Origin of the sequence: Bacteroides uniformis (assembly GCF_025147485.1) — a bacterium.
Lineage (GTDB): Bacteria > Bacteroidota > Bacteroidia > Bacteroidales > Bacteroidaceae > Bacteroides > Bacteroides uniformis.
Genome location: NZ_CP102263.1, coordinates 349,749 through 370,761, shown reverse-complemented (window position 1 = coordinate 370,761; position 21,013 = coordinate 349,749). Strand labels below are relative to the sequence as shown.

The 21,013-nt window shown below is 48.6% G+C and carries 12 protein-coding genes; 6 read left to right on the top strand and 6 right to left on the bottom strand.

The window, feature by feature from the left end:
- Positions 1-7: 7 nt before the first annotated feature.
- Genes NQ510_RS01510 through NQ510_RS01495 form a run of 4 tightly spaced genes read right to left on the bottom strand, consistent with a single transcriptional unit; the run spans position 8 to position 9,117 of the window.
- Positions 8-2,590 carry a glycoside hydrolase family 3 C-terminal domain-containing protein gene (locus NQ510_RS01510; RefSeq protein WP_005829665.1) on the bottom strand — a complete coding sequence of 861 codons (2,583 nt, stop codon included), beginning with the start codon at positions 2,588-2,590 and terminating at the stop codon, positions 8-10.
- 15 nt (positions 2,591-2,605) lie between these two features.
- On the bottom strand, positions 2,606-4,024 hold the full coding sequence (locus NQ510_RS01505) for a Gfo/Idh/MocA family protein (protein WP_005829667.1): 1,419 nt from the start codon (positions 4,022-4,024) through the stop codon (positions 2,606-2,608).
- Between the two features lie 59 nt (positions 4,025-4,083).
- Positions 4,084-5,631 carry a RagB/SusD family nutrient uptake outer membrane protein gene (locus tag NQ510_RS01500; RefSeq protein ID WP_005829669.1) on the bottom strand — a complete coding sequence of 516 codons (1,548 nt, stop codon included), beginning with the start codon at positions 5,629-5,631 and terminating at the stop codon, positions 4,084-4,086.
- A gap of 21 nt (positions 5,632-5,652) precedes the next feature.
- On the bottom strand, positions 5,653-9,117 hold the full coding sequence (locus NQ510_RS01495) for a TonB-dependent receptor (protein ID WP_005829671.1): 3,465 nt from the start codon (positions 9,115-9,117) through the stop codon (positions 5,653-5,655).
- A gap of 302 nt (positions 9,118-9,419) precedes the next feature.
- Between NQ510_RS01495 and NQ510_RS01490 the strand changes: the two genes are divergently transcribed.
- The 4 genes from NQ510_RS01490 to NQ510_RS01475 all read left to right on the top strand — a co-directional run bounded on the left by NQ510_RS01490 (position 9,420) and on the right by NQ510_RS01475 (position 13,330).
- Positions 9,420-10,016, top strand: a complete 597-nt coding sequence (locus tag NQ510_RS01490; RefSeq protein ID WP_005829674.1) for an RNA polymerase sigma-70 factor — start codon at positions 9,420-9,422, stop codon at positions 10,014-10,016.
- A 7-nt stretch (positions 10,017-10,023) separates the two neighbouring features.
- Positions 10,024-11,034, top strand: coding sequence for a FecR family protein (locus NQ510_RS01485; RefSeq protein WP_005829676.1), 1,011 nt, complete (start codon positions 10,024-10,026; stop codon positions 11,032-11,034).
- A 4-nt stretch (positions 11,035-11,038) separates the two neighbouring features.
- Positions 11,039-12,175, top strand: a complete 1,137-nt coding sequence (locus NQ510_RS01480; RefSeq protein WP_005829678.1) for a Gfo/Idh/MocA family protein — start codon at positions 11,039-11,041, stop codon at positions 12,173-12,175.
- A 99-nt stretch (positions 12,176-12,274) separates the two neighbouring features.
- Positions 12,275-13,330 (top strand): Gfo/Idh/MocA family oxidoreductase, encoded by a 1,056-nt coding sequence (locus NQ510_RS01475; RefSeq protein ID WP_008664244.1) that lies wholly within the window; start codon positions 12,275-12,277, stop codon positions 13,328-13,330.
- Between the two features lie 11 nt (positions 13,331-13,341).
- Here the strand turns inward: NQ510_RS01475 and NQ510_RS01470 are convergent, their stop codons facing one another.
- Both NQ510_RS01470 and NQ510_RS01465 read right to left on the bottom strand, forming a co-directional pair.
- A complete protein-coding gene (locus NQ510_RS01470; protein WP_005829682.1) occupies positions 13,342-14,202 on the bottom strand; it encodes an exodeoxyribonuclease X C-terminal domain-containing protein in 861 nt (286 codons plus the stop codon).
- A 67-nt stretch (positions 14,203-14,269) separates the two neighbouring features.
- Complete coding sequence (locus NQ510_RS01465) at positions 14,270-15,325, bottom strand: porin (RefSeq protein WP_008664240.1); 1,056 nt, start codon at positions 15,323-15,325, stop codon at positions 14,270-14,272.
- A 287-nt stretch (positions 15,326-15,612) separates the two neighbouring features.
- Between NQ510_RS01465 and NQ510_RS01460 the strand changes: the two genes are divergently transcribed.
- Together NQ510_RS01460 and NQ510_RS01455 are read left to right on the top strand one after the other, a co-directional pair.
- Positions 15,613-17,892, top strand: a complete 2,280-nt coding sequence (locus tag NQ510_RS01460; RefSeq protein WP_227239144.1) for a WD40/YVTN/BNR-like repeat-containing protein — start codon at positions 15,613-15,615, stop codon at positions 17,890-17,892.
- A 254-nt stretch (positions 17,893-18,146) separates the two neighbouring features.
- Positions 18,147-20,684: a hypothetical protein gene (locus NQ510_RS01455; protein WP_005829689.1), complete on the top strand. Its 2,538-nt coding sequence runs from the start codon at positions 18,147-18,149 to the stop codon at positions 20,682-20,684.
- The last annotated feature ends 329 nt before the right edge of the window (positions 20,685-21,013 follow it).

Genomic DNA, 21,013 nt, shown 5'->3' with positions numbered 1-21,013 from the left:
TTCACGGCTAAAGGTCTGTTCCGTTTCTGATTGTAATCAGAATGCTGCTCTTTCCAGCCACGTTGACCTCCTCGTTTAGATATCCGGATTTGCGGAAAACAAGTATATCATCTTCCGGTACCTCTATGGTATATCTGCCGCTTTTATCAGTGACACCCACCACCCGTTGCTGTGCGGTAGAGTAGATTTCCACTCTGTCTGCCGGAGTGGCCTGCACATCGCGCACCATGCCTTTGATGGATATAATGGTTCCTTTACCTATTTCTTTTCCGGCTTGTCTTTGTTCTGTTTGGTGCCCATCGGCAGAGGTCTTTCCTATACTGATGATGTCTTTCAACAAGATATGGTCTGAAGCATCTCCCATTTGTATCTCAAAGTTACCAGGTTCTACTGCCGTCTGTCCGTTTTCGTTAGTAAAGGCTAAATCTTCGATGGCAAAGTGCAGGGGGACTTGAACTTCTTCATCGGGTTTCAGCTCTACTTTCTGAAACGCTTTCAACTGCCTGACCGGGGTGGATATGGAGCTAAACACATCCCTTACGTAGAGTTGCGGTACGGCTTTACCCGCCCGTGTTCCGGTGTTTTTCACTGTTACAAGGACTTTTACCGAATCCGTTGTTTGTTCTATCTGCAAATCCGCATACTCAAAGGTTGTATAGGTCAGTCCGTGCCCGAAGGCCCATAAGGGACCGGGAGAGGAGAATACATAGTCCCGACCGGGCTGTTCATAACTTCCCGGTTTATGATAGAATCCCCGGTCCGTAGGCAAGTGGTTGTAATAGGCAGGCAGATGTCCGCTGCTTTTGGGGAACGAGACGGTCAGATGGCCGGAAGGATTTGTCTTTCCGAACAGAATATCGGCGATGGAGCTGCCTTCCTGCTCTCCTGCATACCATTGTACAAGGATGGCGGGTATATGCTCCTTTTCCCATGCGATGGCGAAAGGCTTTCCCGTAACCAAGACCAGCACGACCGGTTTCCCGGTGGCATGGACGGCTTGTATCAACTTCCCTTGGGCACCTGTCAGAGAAAGGTCGGTAAGGTCGAAGCCCTCTCCGCAGTTGGTTTCGTGGTAATCCCTTGCCAGCGAGGCGCTAGCGCTGCCGCAGAACAGAATAGCTGCATCGCTCTGCCGTGCCGCTTCAACAGCCGCCGCAATTTGCGTGGTATCCATGGACATCATGTTGCATCCTTTGGCATAACGTATCTTTATGCCGACCGGTTCCACCTGCTTGCGTATGCCTTCCAGCGGGGTGATGCCATCTTGGTTGGTACGGCTCCAAGTATAATCTCCAAACTGCACCTGGTCTGCGTTCGGTCCGATGACAGCAATGGATTTCAACTGAGATAGGTTTAGCGGTAGCAGGTCCTTGTCATTCTTCAAAAGGACGGTAGATTCATCGGCTATCTGTCGCGCTACCTGGATATTCTCCTGCGAGTGCAAGGAGTGTCCTGCAAATCTGTCTCCATAAGGGTCCTCGAACAATCCCATACGGAATTTGGCAAGAAGAACCCTGCTCACTGCCTTGTCGATAATCCCTTCATCTACTTTTTTCTCCTTGACCAGTGCAGCCAGATGTGGGAAACATTCGCTGGAGGCTTCTACGTCCAATCCGGCAACAATGGCTTGCACCGCTGCTTCCGCTTGGTTGGAGGCGGTACGCTGGAAGGTGTGTAGCATGTCTATGGCTCCCCAGTCAGAATATATATACCCTTGAAAGCCCCAGCGGTTGCGCAGGACCTCGGTGAGCAGATAGTGTGAGGAGGAGTTGGGGACACGGTTCCATGAATTGTAGGTGGACATCACAGCGTGTATCGGCAGGGAGGTGACAACCCGTTTGAACGGTTGGAGATAGACATCATGCAGTTCTCCCACACCGCAATGGACCGAGGCAAGGTTGAGACCTCCCAACGGGTTGCCATGCGGACCATAATGTTTCAGCATAGGGGATATTCCGTTGTCCAGATAGCCTTTTGCCTCTTCATAAGCGAAGATGCCATTCAGGAAAGGGTCTTCGCCGTAACTCTCTTCTACACGCCCCCATCTTAAATCGCGCACCACGTCTATGCATGGTGCCAGAATCTGACGGATGCCTTGATAATGCAGTTCTTTGGATATCTCTGCGGCACGACGGTAGGCCAGCTCCGGATTGAAAGTGGAAGCCAGTGCGATGTTCTGCGGGTAGATGGTGGAGCCTTCGTGTACCGAACCGTGCAAGGCTTCGGCAACTGTGAAGACCGGAATTCCGAGCCGGGTATGCTTCACCATATATTCTTGTATGCGCCGCATGTGCCGGTGGCAGCTTTCTCCAGTCAGCGGGAATCCTTCTACAAATCCCCAGCACAAGTCACCTACGAATTCTTGCAACTTGGTTTCGTTGAGGTCTTGCTCGTCAAAGATATTCCAGGAGTGAATGTGGCGTATTTGGGCGATTTTCTCTTCCAGTGTCATCCGTCGGAGAAGGTCGGTGGTACGTTCCTCGGGCGAGAGTGTGGGGTCTTTATAGGACTGTGCCTGCAGGGGTAGCGTAGCTACCCCGCAGAACAACAGTATGGGTGTTAAGAAATGAGATAAAAAGGTCGGTTTCATAAAATGGCTTTTTTCTTATTGGGCGAAAGCGTGTCGATAGCCTTGTATCTTGTTCCATGCTCCCCGTGTGAAGTCGGGCACTTCTACGGGAACCGAACCATTCTCGATGGAGAGTTTGGTCAGCGGGATGAGTGAGCACCACTCGGCAAGGTCGTAGACGTCCATATCCAGCGGCAGACCGTTGTGCAAGCAGTAGATGAGGCGTGAATCCATGATGAAGTCCATTCCGCCATGTCCACCCACTTCCTTAGCTCTTTCTTCCATGTCCTTGATGATGGGGTCCTTGTATTGCTCCATCAGTCTGCTTTTGGCAGCTTCGGGCATGTATTCGTGGGCAGTGAAGGTCTGCCCGCTGGTGATGGTTTCTGGAAGGTTCTTACTTTCCAGAGCATATCCTTCCATCGGATATTTATCGGCAAATCCTTGTGTTCCGGATAATTGGTACAAACGGCTGTAAGGGCGGGGGGAGGCCACGTTGTGCTCAATCTGGATGGTTTTACCTTTTTCTGTACGTATCAAGGTAAGTGTGACTTCTCCGTTCTGGAAGTTCTTGGCATCTTCGGTCCTTCCGTGCTTATCCAGGTAATCGGGAAGGGAAACGGGATCGCTGTCCATGGCCACCAGATACTTCATACGGTCGCCCCGGTGAATGTCCAGCAACTGGCATGCCGGACCCATTCCATGAGTGGGGTATACGTCTCCCCGGTGGGCCATGTTGTACTGCATGCGCCAGTCGGCATTATAGTCCGGCCAGATATCGTATAGACAATGGTTGTATGCTCCTTTCACATGGGTGATATTTCCGAAAAGACCCTGCTGCGCCATGTTCAGGGTGGTAATCTCAAAGAAGTCATAGACACAGTTTTCCAGCATCATGCAGTGTTTGCGGGTACGTTCTGCGGTGTCTATCACTTTCCAAATTTCATCCAGTGTCATGGCGGCGGGTACTTCGCAAGCCACGTGTTTTCCGTGCTCCATAGCATAAATCATCATGGGAGCATGGTGTATCCAGTCGGTGGCTATATAGATAAGGTCTATGTCATCGCGTTCGCACACTTGTTTCCAGACATCTTCACTGCCGTAGTAGGTGGTTGCTTCGGGCATGTTGGCGCGACTCAGCATGTTTTGGCAGCTGTCCACTCGGAACTGGTTCAAGTCGCACAGAGCCTTTACCTGGATTCCTTTTTGATAGGTGAAGCGGCGGATGGCTTCGGTACCCCGGGCGCCCAGACCGATAAATCCGATGCGCACGGTTTCGATAGGTTCGCAGGTCAGCCCCACTACATCGGTCTGTCCGGCAGGGCGGGGTGGTGTGGAGACACTTATCTGTGTTTCGGCTCTCTTTGAGTCAGAGGTGCAGGCGGAGAAATGGAAGAGGCCGCCAAGCAATAGGGCTATCAGTAATACTGTGTGAAAAGTATATCTTGTTTTCATAGGATATTGTATTTAAATGATTCCCCAATCTCCTGAATGGGGACGAGGAGCAATGGATATTAATAACCGGGATTCTGTGTAACCAATCCCTTACCGTCGTTGATGGCCGAGAGTGGTAACGGATATAATTCCTTGTTCTTGTTGGCATAGGCCGTACCTTTTACCGTTTCGGCATGTTCCACGAACTTGTTAAAGCGAATCAAGTCGGCACGGTATTGTCCGTTCTCACACCATAGTTCATGGCTTCTTTCCTTCAGTAGTATTTCCACGAACTTTTCTTCCGTATTGACCTCACTGTTGCTGATACCATCCAGTCCGGCTCTGTTGCGGATGGTGTTGATGTGGGTCATCGCTTCTTCCTTATCCGCAGCAGATGAGCCGGGTTTCAGATAGAGCGCTTCTGCCAGTGTCAGATACACATCTGCCAGACGGTAGATAATCGGGTCGATAGAACTTTTGCCTCCATTGCCAGTGACGTTGGTGTCGTAGCCGTATTTCAATGGAATAGGACCTAACTCAAGGTGTGAACTGGGGTTCTCACGATCTACGATGTCACCGTTTTGAGCCTGGTAAGAAGCCACCAGATAAGTCTTACGGACGTCATTTTCCTCAAAGCTGTCATAGAAATACCAGGTGCTGTTCACGCATTCGTATCCACTTGCCATACCATGGTCTGCAAAGTCGGTGGGCAGTACGAACATGTGCCAGTCATTCCAGCTTACTGCTTCCGTGTTGACGGGGATTGCCCATATTATTTCCGTATTGCTCTTACCTTGTCCACCTATCTCAAACATCTTCGTATAGTCTGCAGACAAGCGGTAACCGTAAGACGAACTCATCAGTTCGCGGGCAATCGTTTCTACTTTTGTGTAGTAACTCTTGTCGTCTGGGCTCTCGTGCAGATAGAGCCTGATGAGGAGCATATTGGCAAGTCCCTGGCTGAATCTGCCGTATTCGGCTTCTGCTGGGGTGGGCAGGTAGCTAGCTGCAAAGATCAGGTCTTCTTCTATGAACTTTACCATTTCCTCTTTGGAAAGGCGTGCCAGCGGCTTTTCCACTGTGGGATTTTCCAGTACTTCCAGCGGAGCTATGACCAGTGGACCGAACATGTCGTACAAGGTATAGGAAATGAGTCCGCGGGCACATCTTATTTCCGCAGCGTAGCGTTGTTTCTTCTCCGTGCTCAGGAAGTCGCATGCTTCAATCTGTGCCAGTACGGAGGTGCAGCGGCTGATGTCATTGAGCCAACCGTCGCTGTATGCATCTGTATCTGTGTAGTAGAAGCGGGTAAGGTCGGCGGTGGTTGGGAAAAAATTAAGGTCGGATACGTCTTTCAGGAAACCGGATTTGCAGGTTAGAATTTCTGTGGTAAGGTCGTTTACTACGGTTACTCCGCGTTCACTGGTTGAGAAGAGCCCGTCGAACCAGCTGGAGCGTACAGAGTAGTAGCATGAGTTGACCATCGACTCAACGTCTGTTTCCGTTTGTGGAAAATTGGACGGATTGATGTCGGAATAGTCTATGGGGTCAAGGTCTATGCAGCTGTTCAGAGACAAGCCTCCCATCAGAGCTGCTGCCAATATAAATAGTTTACAGTACTTTTTCATAAGAATACTTTTTATAAATGATTAGAATGAAACATCTACACCGAAGCTGAAGGTACGTGCATTGGGATAGGCTGCCGCATAAGCATCTGTTTCGGGGTCAAGGCCTTTATAGGGAGTGATAACAAACAGGTTGTTGACGGAAGCATGGAAACGTACATTACTCAGCACCTTAGTTTTTGCCAGTAAAGACTTGGGCAGTGTATATCCCAGGCTGATGTTCTGCAGACGGATGAACCAGGCTTTCTGGTAGAAGAAGTCTCCTGCCGTATAGTTAGTTCCGGTGATGTAGTAAGAGCTGGGACGTGTGGTCGACGGATTGTCGAAGGTCCATCTGTCTTTGATGGTTCGCAACATGTTGTAGCCGCTTTGGGCGATTCCACCGCCGTTTACGCCGAAATCCATTTCAGTGGGGTCCTGCATGATGCGGTCGAACATACCGTTGAACATGATATTGAGGTCGAAACCTTTGTACTTGAATGTATTGGTCATACTTGCCATCCAGCCCGGGTCCAACGTACCGATAAGTTCGGTGTCGGCTTCGTCTATGATGCCGTCGGGGCGTCCCAGCAGCATGAAGCGACCGTTCTCATCCACTTTCGGGTTGCCGTTTTCATCGCGTACATAGCCGTCGAGGTCCTTGATGACAATCTGTCCCGGACGCAGGTCCGGCTGTGCGGTAGGAGCTTCTTCACCTATCTGCATGATATGGTCGGCACGGCGGGAGTAGATGGCTCGTATCGGGTCTGTCTCTTTCTCATATACGTTCGGTTTCCAGTCCGGAGTGCGTTCTTTCCAGCGATCTTTGTATTTGGTATACGTCAGTGATGTTTCCCAGAAGAAGTCTTTGGTGACAATGTTGCGGGTATTCAAGGTGACTTCGATACCACGGCTCTGCGTCTTGCCGATGTTTGCCATTACTTGCTTCACCTCCTGATAGGTATTCAGGGGCTTGTAGTTCAGCAGGTCCGAAATCACTCTCTGGTAGAGTTCCACAGAACCAGTGATGCGACTCTTCAAGAAGCCGAAGTCCAGTCCGAGATTCCATTCAGTTGTCGTTTCCCATTTCAAGTCTGGATTTTCAAGGCGGCTTTTCATGACGCCGCTTACCGTTTTGTAGTCGGAGTTTATCCAGCTGCCTTGTGCTCCGTAGCTGGCAAAGGCATTGGTACTGATGTCTGCATTACCGGTCTGTCCCCAGCTGAGACGCAGTTTGAGGTTGGATAGCCAGTCAATGTTGCGCATAAAGTTTTCTTCGCTCATGGTCCATCCTGCTGCAACCGATGGGAAATATCCCCATTTGTTGTTCTTGGCAAATACGCTGGCACCGTCGGCACGCAGTGTAGCTGTCAGCAGATAGCGGTTCTTCAGAATGTATCCGGCACGGAAGAAGTAGGACATCATCTTATTCTCGGTAGAGGTGGATTTGGTGATTTTGGTACCTGTACCGGCATCCATGTTGTTCCAGAGGAATGCATCTGTGATGAAATTGTTGTTGCCCAGTTCCGATGCGTCATAATTGAATTTTTCGTAAGAGGTGCCTGCCAGCAGGTTGATGCTGTGGATATCTGCGAAAGTGCGCTGATAGGTGGCAGTTGCTTCCATCAGATACTGGTTGTTGTCGGTATTGTAGATGTAGGCTACACCATTCAGATTCTTTCCGTTCAGCGTGCTGCGGGGCTGGTAGGTTTTGCGGTCCACATTGGCGTGGTCCAAACCGGCGTTGACGCGCAGTGTCAGTCCTGCGATGGGTTTTGCTTCGATGAAGATATTACCCAAGAGGCGGTCAGTACGTCCTTTGTCCGTATTGTTCAGCAAGGAGTAGGGGTTGGGCTGTTGTCCCAGTAAGGGGTTGATGGGATACGTACCGGTTGCTTCGTCATACGCCTGGATATTGGGACCCATCTGTATGGCAGAGCGAATGATACCGGAGTTTTCGAATTGCCCGGAACCTAACTGAGTGTTGTCGTTGTCGATGCGGGTCAATGTAAGGTTCAGACCTGCCTTGAAGATGTTCAGAAACTTCTGGTCAATGTTTGCTTTGGCAGTATAACGAGTCATACCGGAATTCTTGACGATACCCTGGTGGTCGTAATAGTTGAACGACACCATGTATTGCGTACTTTCACTACCACCTTGCAGGTTGACGTTGTGTTCCTGTATCTGTCCGTCGCGTGTAATCAGTCCCAACCAGTCGGTTCCGGGGCCGGCGCCTGCAATGTCATTGTCCGAGTAAGGTCGGCTGTATGCCACTCCGTTGGCAGGATTGGCTTGTGCTTCTTCCAGCGTTCTGTTTCCCCAAGGGGACACGTTGTTGTTCCATAACCAGGATTCCCAGGTGGTGCTGTTCTTTTCTACCATCCATTCTTGCAGAGACAAGAGGTCATAATTGTCTGTGTATTTCTGGAAAGAGTAGTTGTATGAGTAGTTCACACGGGCTTTCCCCTCCTTACCTCTTTTGGTGGTGATGATAACGACACCGTTGGCAGCACGTGCACCGTAGATGGAAGTGGCACTGGCATCTTTCAGCACTTCGATGGATTCTACATCGTTCGGATTCAGGAAGTTTAGGATTCCTTGTGTACCCGGGTCCATTTTGGCATCTCCACCCGAGGCTTGGTCCAGCTTAGCGATGGGGAAACCGTCTACGATATAGAGCGGGTCATTGCTGGCATTGACGGAACCGGCACCGCGGACCAGAATGTCCAGACCGCCACCGGGCTGTGCGCTGTTCTGGCGGATATAGAGTCCGGCAGCCTTACCTTCGAGTGCATGTCCGATGGAAGATACGCCGTTCAAGTTTAGGTCGTCTCCTTTTACACTGGACACAGAGCCCGTCAAGTCGCGTTTCTTGACCGTACCGTATCCTACCACTACCACGTCATCCAACATTTTGCTGTCCTCCTCCAGCACAATCTGCCGGAACTTGTTGTTCTTTAAGGTCACTTCCTGGGTAGTGTACCCTATATAAGAGACAACGAGTGTGCTTCCGGTAGGTACTTCCAGTGAATAATTACCGTCTATGTCGGTAATGCATCCTAGAGTACTGCCTTTGACAAGAATGTTTGCACCGATGACGGGGATACTGTTCTTGTCCGTCACTTGTCCTTTGGCAAGTATGACCTTACCAGACTGCGACGGGGCGTTATCTTGTTTTTGGGTTAGAAGAATTCGTTTTTCGGAGATTGAATAGGCAATATTCGTATTCCTCAAAGCTTGTTCCAGGGCGGCGTTGATGGATGCATTCCGTACATTTACAGTGACATGCTGTTTCACGTCTACTTGTTGTTGTTCATAGAAGAATTTAAAGTCTGTCTGCTGTTCAATGCTTTGAATGAATGCGGATAGAGGTTTGTCGGTCAGCTTGATGTTGATACCTGCATTCTGTGCATGAGAAGCAAGAGGGAATATGCCTGCAATAAGCAGTAATAGAAGACAAAGTCTTTTTGGACATCTTGTCAGGGCATTCTGTGACCAGTATGTTCCCATAATGAATTAGATTTTAGTTAATAATAATTTTTCTCTTTAATGTTTTAAGGCCTTTATTAATTAAAGAGTCCGGCAAATATAGAATTACTCATTTGAAAATAGAAATAAAACATTTATTAACATTCATGATGAATATTGTTCCTGCACCTCGTTAAAAAACTCCTTTTTTTTGGCAGATGATATGGAAACCTTTATATTTGGACGCTCTTTAATGTTCTGGTCCCTTTTTTATTAACCCGTTTTGATAATCTGGTTCATATTGTTATGCCTATGAATAACTATACTTGAAAAGGAGGGGATACATGGAAGAACATATTCTCTTTTCCAAAATACAGCAGGGGGATGCCGCTTCTTTTGAGTGGTTGTACAAAAAGTACCATCCCAGGATGTACGTCTTTTGCTACGGATTGTTGCATGACAGTGACAAGGCAAAGGACATTGTCCAGGAGTGCTTTATCGCCTTCTGGGAACATCGTACTCATATTGATGCTCCCGAAGCCATCAGTGCTTACCTGTTCCGCATTATGAAGAATCTCTGCGTGAAACAAATCCGCCGGGATACCATACTGAATAACTTTTCTAAAATAGAGACGATGACCCTGCGGGAACTAGAACTTGCCAGTTATACGGCTGAGCATAATATTTTGAATGATCTTTATTTCAAGGATTTGAATAAGAGGTATCTGGAAGCGCTTGACAAGCTGCCCAAGCAGTGCCAAACCATTTTCAGAATGAATCGGAACCAAGGAATGCGTAGCGACGAGATAGCCGGAGTGCTGAATCTGTCTGTGCGTACCGTTGAGAACCAACTTTACCGCGGACTCAAACTAATTAAGAAATCATTGGGTGATTATCTGCCCGTATTAATTCTGCTATTTGTCAAAGATTTGTTTAAATAACGATGTGATGATGATAAACGAAGATTATTTTATAAAATACCTGAAGAATGAACTGACGGAGGAAGAAACCCGGCAGTTGATAGCTTGGGTGAAGGAAAAGAAGGAGAATCAGGACTTCCTTTTCTCGCTGAAGGACTCTTATGTATATCTCAATTATGAGAATGATTGCAAGGAAGCGGATACGGAACACGAGTGGCAGAAGTTTGCTCAGAGAACCGGTCTGTCACAGCAGGCGGGCACACCTCCAAAAAAGAAGAATGTGTCATGGAGGCGTTTCTTCCTTTACGCCGCTGTTGTCGTGGTCGTTGCCTTCGTGGGCTGGCAGGCCAATGCTTATTACTCTGGTATCAGTTCATCTGTGGAGCTGGTTACTCTGGAAACAGAAGTAGGACAGCAGGCCAGGACTGTGCTGCCAGATGGCTCTACGGTGTTGCTGAACGCTTGTTCCAAACTGACCTATTCATTGGGGGGGTGGCGGAAAGCACGCGGTGTACAGCTGGAGGGAGAAGCGATATTCGATGTGAAGCATAAAAATGGTAAACCGTTTTATGTACATACCCGTCACTATGACATCCGCGTTCTGGGAACGAATTTCAATGTCTCTTCCTATGCGGAAGAAGCCGAGGACATTGTGACCTTGAAAAATGGAAAGGTGGAGATTGATGTGGAAGGTATTGTCGAGAATGCGGTGTTGGTACCCGGGGAAAGTTTTGTCTATGACAACCGCTCCGGAACTTACAAGATAGAGAAGCGTTCGTTGAACCAGATATACGCATGGGAACATAAGGAGATTGTTTTTGAGGGGCATACTCTGGAAAATAAGAAAGAAGAATTGTCCCGGCATTTCGGTTATCGCTTCCAGATAGCGCCGGAGTTGCATCAGCTCAGTTTCAAAGCGACTTTGCGCGATGAAAGCCTGAATGAATTTCTGTCGTTGCTATGTAGCATTACTCCGCAGTTGTCCTATCGCATAGATGCAACCCATAAAGTTGTAGAGTTGGTAAAATTAGAGAAATAGGAAGATGGATAAGGTGAGGACTGCTTTTATCGGTGTGGGATACCGTGGCAAACAACTGTTTAGATTATTGCAGAATATACCTTTCTTTCAGGTTCAGGCAGTTGCCGACCCGGGTGTGAAGTCGTCGGAAATATCCGGTATCCCTTGCTATAACCAAGGGGAGGATGCCTGCCTTGACATGCTGAAGGAGCATCATCCGGAATTGGTGTTTATCGCCTCTCCCTGGCAATACCATGTGCAGCATGCCTTGCTATGTGTGGAGCACGGGTGCCACGTGGCGTTGGAGATTAAGGGAGGGCTCTATATTGATGAATATACTCCTTTGATGGAACTGGCAGAGCAGCATGGCTGCCGCGTATATCCTTTGGAGAATACACTTTTTATGCGCGAAAACCTTTCCATTCTCAATATAGTGGAATCAGGTCTGTTGGGAGAGATTGTCTACATGCGAGGTGGCTATCGGCACGACCTGCGGCACTTGTTGCTGGACGATGCGGGCAATATCGGTAATCGGGAAAAGACGGAAAGCGTCTGGCGTAGCAAGTTCTATCAAGAGGAGAACGGTGACCTTTATCCCACCCATGGTCTGGCTCCCCTTTGCATGATTGCGGGCATCAACCGGAAAGACCGGATTAGAAGTCTTACCTCATTCGCCTCCAAACCGGCGGGCATGTTGCAGCGTATCAAAGACCTCGGTGGAAATACAGATGTAGAGATACGGACGGGAGATGTTGTCATCACTCAGTTGGAAACGGAAAACGGCATCCTTCTCTCGCTGACCCACGACACCACCTTGCCCCGTCCGCGCAGTTTGGACTTCGAGATACAAGGCACGAAAGGAATCTGGCAGGGAGACAGACGGCTTATATATATAGAAGGGAGCAGTCCCGATGAGACTTGGGAGGCGGACCGTACTTATATAGACTGCTATGAACATTCCTATTGGCAACAGTGGGGTAGGAAGGCACTGGAAGTTGATAGCCATCATCAGGGGATGGACTACATCATGTTGAAAGCTCTGGAAGCAGACTTAAAGGAGGAATACCCTTATCCGGCCACATTAGATGATTTGGCTTTATGGACATCCGTCACGCCTTGGTCGAAAATCTCTATCTCTGAACGAAGAACCGTTCGTTTGTGAATTTTAGCTTTCTTGCCCAGCTGAAACTTTATCACTCTCCGTTCATTGAATTATAGCATTGGATTTATTAATTTTGCAGGAAAGAAAAAAGAATATCATATGGACAAAATAAGAACTGGATTAGCCGCTTACGGAATGTCGGGACGTGTTTTCCATGCTCCCTTCATCTCCACCAACCCTCATTTTGAATTGACTGCCGTTACGGAGCGCAGTAAGGAACTCTCCCGGGAAAAGTATCCCGACGCTTGTATTGTGCGGAGTTTTGAGGAACTTATCGGACTGGAAGGGTTGGATTTGGTTGTCATCAACACACCGGACAGCACTCATTATGAGTATGCCCGCCGCGCCCTCGAAGCTGGCAAGCATGTGGTTGTGGAGAAGCCTTTCACTACCACCGTGGCAGAAGCTGAGGAGCTGGTGGCACTTGCCGCAAGCCGGGGGCTGACCTTGAGCGTTTACCAGAATCGCCGGTGGGACGGCGATTTTCTGACGGTCAAGGAAATACTGTCCAAAGGCCTGCTGGGACATCTGGTGGAGTTTGAATCCACCTTCCCCCGTTATCGTAATTTTATCAAGCCGAATACTTGGAAGGAAACCGGACAAGATGGCGGTGGCTTGACCTATAACCTGGGCGCCCACGTCATAGACCAGGCTGTGCAGCTGTTCGGTATGCCCGAAGCCGTCTTTGCAGATATTGCCACGTTGCGCAAGGACAGCAAGGTAGACGACTACTTCATCATTCATTTGCTACGCCCCTCAAAGGCACCCGAAGTAAAGATAACGCTGAAATCCAGCTATCTGATGTGTGCGAGCGAACCCCGTTTCGTCCTCCACGGCAGGGAAGGTTCTTACGTGAAATATGGTTTCGACCCGCAGGAAGCCGCCTTGAACGAAGGCGTATTGCCCGTCACTCCGCACTGGGGCGAGGAGGACAAATCCTCTTGGGGGATACTTCATACGGAAAAGGGCGGTAGAATCGTGCATGAACCTTATCCAAGCCTTCCCGGTGATTATGCAGCTTTTTACGAGAATATCTATCGGCATATTTGTCACGGCGAACCTTTGCAGAGCGATGCCCGCGAGGTGGTCGGAGTCATCCGCTTGATAGAGGCAGGCTGGGAAAGCAGCCGTATGCAGCGTGTGGTTCGTATCTGATAGAAAATCTTTTACCCGGTAGGGATGTGCAGCTTCACATGTGTCAACCGGGTGTATTTCGTACTTCCTATTATATAGGTACGCGCGATGCGTGCCGATGCTATCTCCATCAGTTCCCCTACCTGGTAGGCATGTTCCACGGCGGGCAGCTGGCATGATTTCCGGCTTGCCGTGCGTGCATTCAGCCGGATGCTGACGAAGTTGCCGATGGAGTCTTTCAGCTTCAGCACCTGGCGCACATAGAAATAAGGAGTGGTCCCTTTGAGCTGCGTCTTGTAGGGGTTGTCCTCCAGTCGCACGCTGAACACCGTCAGCGTCAGGTTCTCCACTTTTTCGCCTTCCTTCCCCAGAAAACGTCCGCCGGTGGTCTGGTACGTTTTTCTCCGTTGTATGTCGAGATGGACCGAATGGTAAATCTTGGCAATCTGTACAAAACGTTCCTGCTTGGGGATGCGTGGTTGGAATTTGAAAGCTATCCACGTAAGATAGGCAGGGTCTATACGGAGGATTTCGTGCAGGAAGTGTCCGTGGTATTTGCCTACGGAGATAATGTCGTCCCCTTTGCTCTGCATTCTTTTGGCATTGTACTCCACAAGCAACAGGCTGCGCGGTGAGTAGAAGCATAGCGTGCTTGCCATCCGCAGCGTTTCGTGAATGTCGGTGGAAAGGTCGCAAATGTAGAAGATGGACTGTCTTCCGGGCAGTGGAGAGTAAATCCATAAAGTATATTGGAGATGCTCCGGTCGGGGCAGTACGACAAGATAGGCGCCCACTTCCTTATAAGAGGCTCTCCCTTGATTGTATGCATTCAGCTTACTATACAATAAGTCTTGTTCAGTCTGCAGTATGCCGGGTATGATTGGATTTGCCATAACTCGGAATAATTTATTCCAAATATACCTTTTTGGAATGAAAAAAGCAAGGGGAAGTCAGGAAATATCAGAAGCGTACCATCAATTCCAATACCACCTTGTCTTGTTCCGACTCTTTCGCTATGCTGTTTTTGGCATAGAAGTATTTCTCGTAGTTCAGCCGGAGGTCTGTGCGGAATGCCTTGCTGAGGCTGAAGGTGATGCCGCCCGTCAGGCGTTGGCGTTTGTAGTCGGTCACTGTCAATCTGCCGGTTTCCTCATCGGCGGTTTTGGCGTCGCTCTGGTCGGTCATCATGTCGTAGCGTAGCAGGAAAGACATCTTGTTGAATACTTTTCGTAGAGGCAGGTCGTAGTTGATGAAGGTGTTGACGGCGTGTACATCTTTGAAAGCGTTGCCGGAATATTGCTTGTACAAGTATTCGCCTTCGATATGGAAACGGCCGGTTTCGTAGTAAGCGCCGATGTCATAGGACTGCATGCGTACTTCTTCCGGTTGGATACTCTGCACGCTTAGTGTCAGGTTCAGTCCTTTGGTGAAGAGAAACTGGGCTTTGGCGGAGTAGTTCACTTCCTTGTGCCATTCTTTCTGGTTGGTCAGTCCGGAACCGTTGAAAAGTCCTCCTTCCACGGTGATAGGTACATCGGTAGGCAGGGTATATCCTACTGTGAATCCCACGTCCCGTACATTGCCCACTTGCTTGGCGATAAACGAGCGGTTGGGGAAGTATTGCTGGTGCGGCGAGCGGTGGGCGTCGATGGTGAAGGGGACGCGCATTTGTCCGGCGGTGACTGTCAGTCCTTTTGTCGGGAAAAGCCGGGCGTAGGCATCCAGCATCTTGATTTGGCCTTCGTCGGAGAGGTCTATCTCGGCTTTGTAGGCTACGCTGGGCAATACGTTGCCCGTCACGCTGACGCGGGCATTGCGTACTTCGAAACGTCCTGCACCCATGGTGGTCTGATATTCGTATTTGGCGCGGATGGTTCCGTGGACTTCCGGCAGGTAGTCTTTGGTTTCCATTTTCTCCTTTTCAATCTTTTTTCCGTCCTCATTGATGGAGGGCGTTTGGGCAATTGCGGCCAGCGGCAGCAGGGCAATTAGTACTGTCAATGCACCTTTTTTCATAATCTGTTGTTGTCGAATGATTTGTCGGCGACAAAGTTCGGACATGCGTGTTGTGTTTTTGTGTCATATATGTTGCATTGTTGTTACAAAAAACTGTTGGAGGGAAGAACTGCGATGGGTGCCGTTTTAATCTTTTTATGGCTTGATTTAGTTTCTTGTTTTTATTAAAACGTTGGTTGTTAGGATTGTATGTGCACTGCCACAAATGTTTCAGTCTGAAATATCAATGAAATATTCTTATCTTTGAAGGAAATATCAAGAACGTTTGTTTTAGAACCCTGATGCTTATGAAAAGACAGTTGTTTTTAGCAGGAATAAGTTTGATACTGGGCGGCATGCCGATGCTCGCCCAAGATATATCTCCGGTGAATTCCGTTTCTTACGAATGGAAGAGCGTACCGATAGTGGGAGGAGGCTTTGTGGACGGTATCGTTTTTCACCCAGAAGCTCCTGGTGTCCGTTATTGCCGCACCGATATGGGAGGAGCCTACCGGTGGGACGCTGCTTCCAACCAGTGGACGCCCTTGCTGGACTGGATAAGTCTGGATGAAAGTAATCTGCAGGGGGTGGAGAGCATTGCCATCGACCCGCAGAATCCGCAGAACGTGTATATTGCCTGCGGTACGTATACCAGTAGCTCCAATGGGGCCATACTTTGTTCTTATGATGGCGGCAGAACCTTTGCCCGTATCGATGTGCCCTTTACGATGGGCGGCAACGAGAACGGGCGTGGTAATGGGGAACGGATGATGGTGGACCCGCAGAATGGGAATATCATTTATATGGGAACCCGTTTGCATGGTTTGTGGCGCAGTATGGATAAGGGGCAGAGCTGGGCACGGGTGGTGTCTTTCCCGGATGTCTCCGAGAAGTTCAATCCTGCCGACCGTGCTGCATGGGGGAATCGCGGTAGTGGCATTGTCTGCATAGTCTACGATGTACAAGGTACTCAAGATGGGCGTGGTACCCGTGACATTTATGTGGCGGCTTCATTGATGGGAAGGGAAAATCTGTTCGTGAGCCACGACTATGGTGAAAGCTGGCAGCCGGTTGAGGGACAGCCGGTGCAGTATCGTCCCACACATATGGTTTTGACCGGTGACGGCCAATTAGTATTGACGTACGGAGATACTCCCGGTCCGAGTCAGATGGAGGACGGTGGAGTTTGGAAGTACGATATACGTAAAGACAAATGGACGGACATTTCGCCCGTCCGACTGTCCGATGGCGGAAAAGCGGGATTTGGCTATGCAGCTGTATCAGTGGATGCCCGTAATCCGAAACATCTGATTGCCAGTACACACAGCTTGGGAGGCAAACACGGTTATAAGAGTGATGAGATGTTCCGTACGACCGACGGTGGCAAAAGCTGGAAACCGATTTTCAAGACGGGATATGAGTATGATTATTCTAAAGCTCCCTATACAGAGGTGGCGCCCCTGCACTGGATGTTCGACATTGAGATAGACCCTGCTGACGCCGAACATGCCATGTTTACCACCGGTTTCGGCGGTTGGGAAACTTTCAACCTGTCGGCCGTGGAACGCGGGGAACCGGTGAAATGGAGCATCATGTCTGCCGGTATTGAAGAGACCGTGCCCCTCGAACTTTATGCTCCCGAAAAAGGCGCGCGCCTGATTTCCGGTATCGGTGACTATGGTGGCTTTACGCATTTCGACCTCAATCGGCCCGATTCGTTGGGCAGCCATGCCAATCCTCATTTCGGAAATACGAATGGAGTGACGGGTGCCTGGCTGAAGCAGGATTTGATAGTCAGGGTTGGTACACTGTTCGGCCATCAGCCGGGTGCAAAGACCATTTCATATTCAGAAGATGGGGGCAGGCACTGGACTATGTGTGCCACCGTTCCGACGGAAAAGTCTCGTAATGGGCATATCGCCGTGGCAGCAGACGGCTCTTCTTGGATTTGGACACCCGACCGCTCGGAGGCTTATCTGACCCGTGATAAGGGGGCTTCTTGGCAATCTTGCCGTGGTTTGCCTAAGAATATCCGCATCATTGCAGACAAGGTGAACCCCCAACGTTTTTATGCTGTAGATGCTGTGGCCGAAATATTGTATAGCAGCGAGGATGGTGGGGCGACTTTTCATGCCGACACATTGAATTTAACTGTTAAACGGTTCCAACGGGGTAATGCCGGTGCCGCCGTACGAAGAGGAGATCCGCGTGGAGGACAAGACCGTATCTACGCTACTCCCGGTCATGAAAAAGATTTGTGGATTGCAGCTTATGATGGTTTGTACCGCTCTGCTGCTTCAGAAAAATTTGATTTCCGTGCTTTGGATAAGGTACGTACCATCTATGCTTTTGGTTTCGGCAAGGCAAAGCCAGGCAATGATTATCCTGCCATCTATCTGATAGGCGTAGTCAACGGGCAATACGGTTTCTTCCGTTCTGACGATGCGGCGAACTCTTGGGTACGTATCAACGATGATGCCCATCAATATGGCCTGGTATTGCATATCTGCGGTGACATGCAGGAATATGGGCGGGTTTATATAGGGACACATGGTCGGGGAATTGTGACGGGAGTACCTGCGTCATAACTTTTCCATGTAGTCTTCATAACATCTCTGTATCTACTTCTCATCCAGTCCGTACATCTTCCGCCTCTATAGGAGCGGAGATGATACGGACTTTTAGTCTTTTATAATAGCTGTATAGGAACTTACTTTATTTAAGCAAAATATTATTCGTTCATTAATATTTTATATATTTGCATTTTAATCTTCCCATCATTTCTTAATAAATGTTGGCTAATGTTTTATGATGGCATTGCATAACCTTAAATGAAAACCTAATGGTACATTTATATAGATATATCATTTTAATAATAAGTCTTTGCACTACCCAACTGGTTTCCGCATACGGATTGAGATTTCGTGGCGCAGCCAGCCCTATCGACGAAAGGACATCCTATGATGTGTTTGCCCACAGTTGTCCCTCTTTCAAAGACTACTTTGACTTGGAGTTCAACATGGCTCTGTATTCTACCGAGAGTGTCGGCTATGTATTGCGGGTTAAGGGAGCTGACGAAGGACAGATTTTCAATCTTTTCTTTGATTTTCGTGGCGATGACATCTTGTTCCGTCTGAACCAGGAGGGGAAGTGTGTGTTGATAGCCTTGCCTGTCAGTAAGGCGGAGGCGATGAAATCCCATTGGTTCAAGGTGAAGATAGCTTTCAACCTGAAGCAGGATGAGATTACTCTCAAAATTCACGATCAAGAAAAGGTATGTAAGGGGGTGTTGCTCTCTGATGAGTTCAGTCCGAAAATCGTGTTCGGTAAGAGCGACCACATCATTGACGTTCCGGAGATAGCTGTTGACAAGCTGGTTGTGAATGCCGAGCATACTTACACATTTCCCTTGGATGAGGCGGACGGAGAATCTGTCTGTAACCAAGAGGGTACTCTTTATGGAAAAGTGGAGAACCCGATATGGCTGATTAACGAGGCCTATCACTGGAGGAAAGAGGGTGGCTTTGCGTCGGCTTCGGAAGCTGGTTCTTGCTACAATGCCGACAGAAACGAGATTTATTATTTCAACCGTGATTCGTTGTTCGTCTACAATATGGAGACGGGAAGCACTTCTGCCAAGGCTTTTGCCGAACGGTGTCCTGTGAAGCTGTTTCTTGCCGGCAGTTTCTTCGATAGTGGCAGTGAAAGGCTCTATGCCTACGAGGTGTATACTGAGAATGGAGATTCAGAGCCTATGATAGCGAGTTTGGACTTGCATACGTTGGGCTGGAGGGTGGAGAGTTACAGTCGGCTGAGTATGCAATTGCATCATCACTGTTCCTATTATGATGCAGTTCGCAAACGTTACACCATTTTCGGCGGTTTCGGCAATATGTACTACAGCAATAAATTCTATATGTTCAATGCAGAGGAGGAACGTTGGAATACGCTGGGTTCTCTGTCCGGCGATTTTCTTTGTCCGCGCTATTTCTCTTCGGCCGGTTATCTGGACAGTAATCATTCTGTCTACATTTTCGGGGGCATGGGCAATGAGTCGGGCGACCAGGTGATAGGTCGTCGTTATTTTCACGATTTTTATAAGGTGGATTTGCAAGAAATGCGTGTGCAGAAGCTTTGGGACATTTCAGAAGGACAGCCTAATATGGTTCCGGCGCAGGATATGGTTATACTGAATGACTCTTGTTTCTATGTCTTGCGTTATCCCGAGAGTGTCTCCAACTCGTTTTTGCATCTTTACCGTTTTTCTGTAGAAGATGGCAGTTGTCATATATTGGGTGATTCCATTCCCATTTACTCCGACAAAATCACGACGAACGCTCGTCTTTATTACAACGAGCGTCAAAGCAGGCTTTTTGTGACCGTGCAGGAAACAAGCGACGACGTGTCTTCCAAATTTTCTGTCTACTCACTGTTGTTTCCACCGGTTTCTCTTGAAAAATATACAGCAAATAACGGTGGAGGAAATGCTTCACATGTGTGGCTGGTACTGGTAGCCGCGGTTGTGGCTGTAGCTGGCGGAAGCGTGTGGATAGTGTACAAGCGGCATCGAAACTCCGGCAAGGGCGAGGATGGCAAAGCTGTGCGACAGGACAAGGAACAACTTCCTGAAGCCTCTGATGTAAAGGTGGAGAAGATGGCAGTGGATACGGGAACTGTCAATTCGATGTATTTATTCGGTGATTTCTCCGTTTTCGACCGGAACGGACGCAATATCTCCTATATGTTTTCCTTGCGTATCAAGCAGATATTCTGTCTCATTTTGCGTTATAGCGATGCCGACGGAATTTCTTCCAAGCAACTGAGCGATTTGATATGGCCCGACAAGCCAAAGGACAAAGTGAAAAACTCGCGTGGAGTAGCCATCAATCACCTGCGCAAAATTCTAAAAGAATTGGATGGCATAGAACTGGTTTACGAAAAAGGATGTTTCCGTTTCACGCTGTCCTCCGATTTTTATTGCGACTATTTGCGTTTTATGGCGATAGTTGCCGAAAACCGGATAGAGGAGTGCCGACAAGAGTTCTTGTATATCGTAGGGCGTGGCAAGTTTGTCGGCTTTATGGACGGTCCGTTGTTCGACGGTTTTAAGCAAGATGTGGAGTGCCTCTTGGAAGTGCTTGTCTTGCAGTTGATGAAGGAGGCTTTCGAGGCGCAGGATTATGCGGAAACTGTGAGTTTGGCCGAAGCGGAATTCAATATCGACCCGGTGAACGAGACAGCCTTGTCTTGTTGCCTCAAGTCGCTTTTCATACTCAAGCATGAGAATGCCGCTATTGGCACTTACCAGAAATTTGTGGCAGAATACAAAAAATATACGGGGGAAGATTATCCTCATCCTTTCAGTCTTTACTGGAGTTAGTTCCCCGGCACGTTGCATCCGGTGCTTTCAGTCTTCTCTCTTTTTATTCTTCGGTCTGCCTCTTTCAGCTTGTCCGATGGCTCTTGTTATGTCTGATAAATGTTTACAAATCAAAAAGCTTTTGACTTCAGTCGCATATTCAGGATACCTCAGTCTTATACTTAGGTACCCTCAGTCGTATACTTAGGGTATCTTAGTCGTATACTGAGATAACACTATTATAAAGCCTCTGATAATTAGCGTTTTAAGAATTAAGGTTCCGGCGTTGATAAAAGAGGACAAATGGACTGTTGGAAATGGGGGGTTAGTAGAACCGTGCGATAATTGTT

Bases quoted from the DNA above. Each gene is read 5' to 3' on its own strand.
- NQ510_RS01505 (WP_005829667.1), bottom strand. From the start codon at position 4,024: ATGAAAACAAGATATACTTTTCACACAGTATTACTGATAGCCCTATTG.
- NQ510_RS01460 (WP_227239144.1), top strand. From the start codon at position 15,613: ATGAAAAGACAGTTGTTTTTAGCAGGAATAAGTTTGATACTGGGCGGC.
- NQ510_RS01470 (WP_005829682.1), bottom strand. From the start codon at position 14,202: ATGGCAAATCCAATCATACCCGGCATACTGCAGACTGAACAAGACTTA.
- NQ510_RS01490 (WP_005829674.1), top strand. From the start codon at position 9,420: ATGGAAGAACATATTCTCTTTTCCAAAATACAGCAGGGGGATGCCGCT.
- NQ510_RS01495 (WP_005829671.1), bottom strand. From the start codon at position 9,117: ATGGGAACATACTGGTCACAGAATGCCCTGACAAGATGTCCAAAAAGA.
- NQ510_RS01510 (WP_005829665.1), bottom strand. From the start codon at position 2,590: ATGAAACCGACCTTTTTATCTCATTTCTTAACACCCATACTGTTGTTC.
- NQ510_RS01500 (WP_005829669.1), bottom strand. From the start codon at position 5,631: ATGAAAAAGTACTGTAAACTATTTATATTGGCAGCAGCTCTGATGGGA.
- NQ510_RS01455 (WP_005829689.1), top strand. From the start codon at position 18,147: ATGGTACATTTATATAGATATATCATTTTAATAATAAGTCTTTGCACT.
- NQ510_RS01475 (WP_008664244.1), top strand. From the start codon at position 12,275: ATGGACAAAATAAGAACTGGATTAGCCGCTTACGGAATGTCGGGACGT.
- NQ510_RS01465 (WP_008664240.1), bottom strand. From the start codon at position 15,325: ATGAAAAAAGGTGCATTGACAGTACTAATTGCCCTGCTGCCGCTGGCC.
- NQ510_RS01480 (WP_005829678.1), top strand. From the start codon at position 11,039: ATGGATAAGGTGAGGACTGCTTTTATCGGTGTGGGATACCGTGGCAAA.
- NQ510_RS01485 (WP_005829676.1), top strand. From the start codon at position 10,024: ATGATGATAAACGAAGATTATTTTATAAAATACCTGAAGAATGAACTG.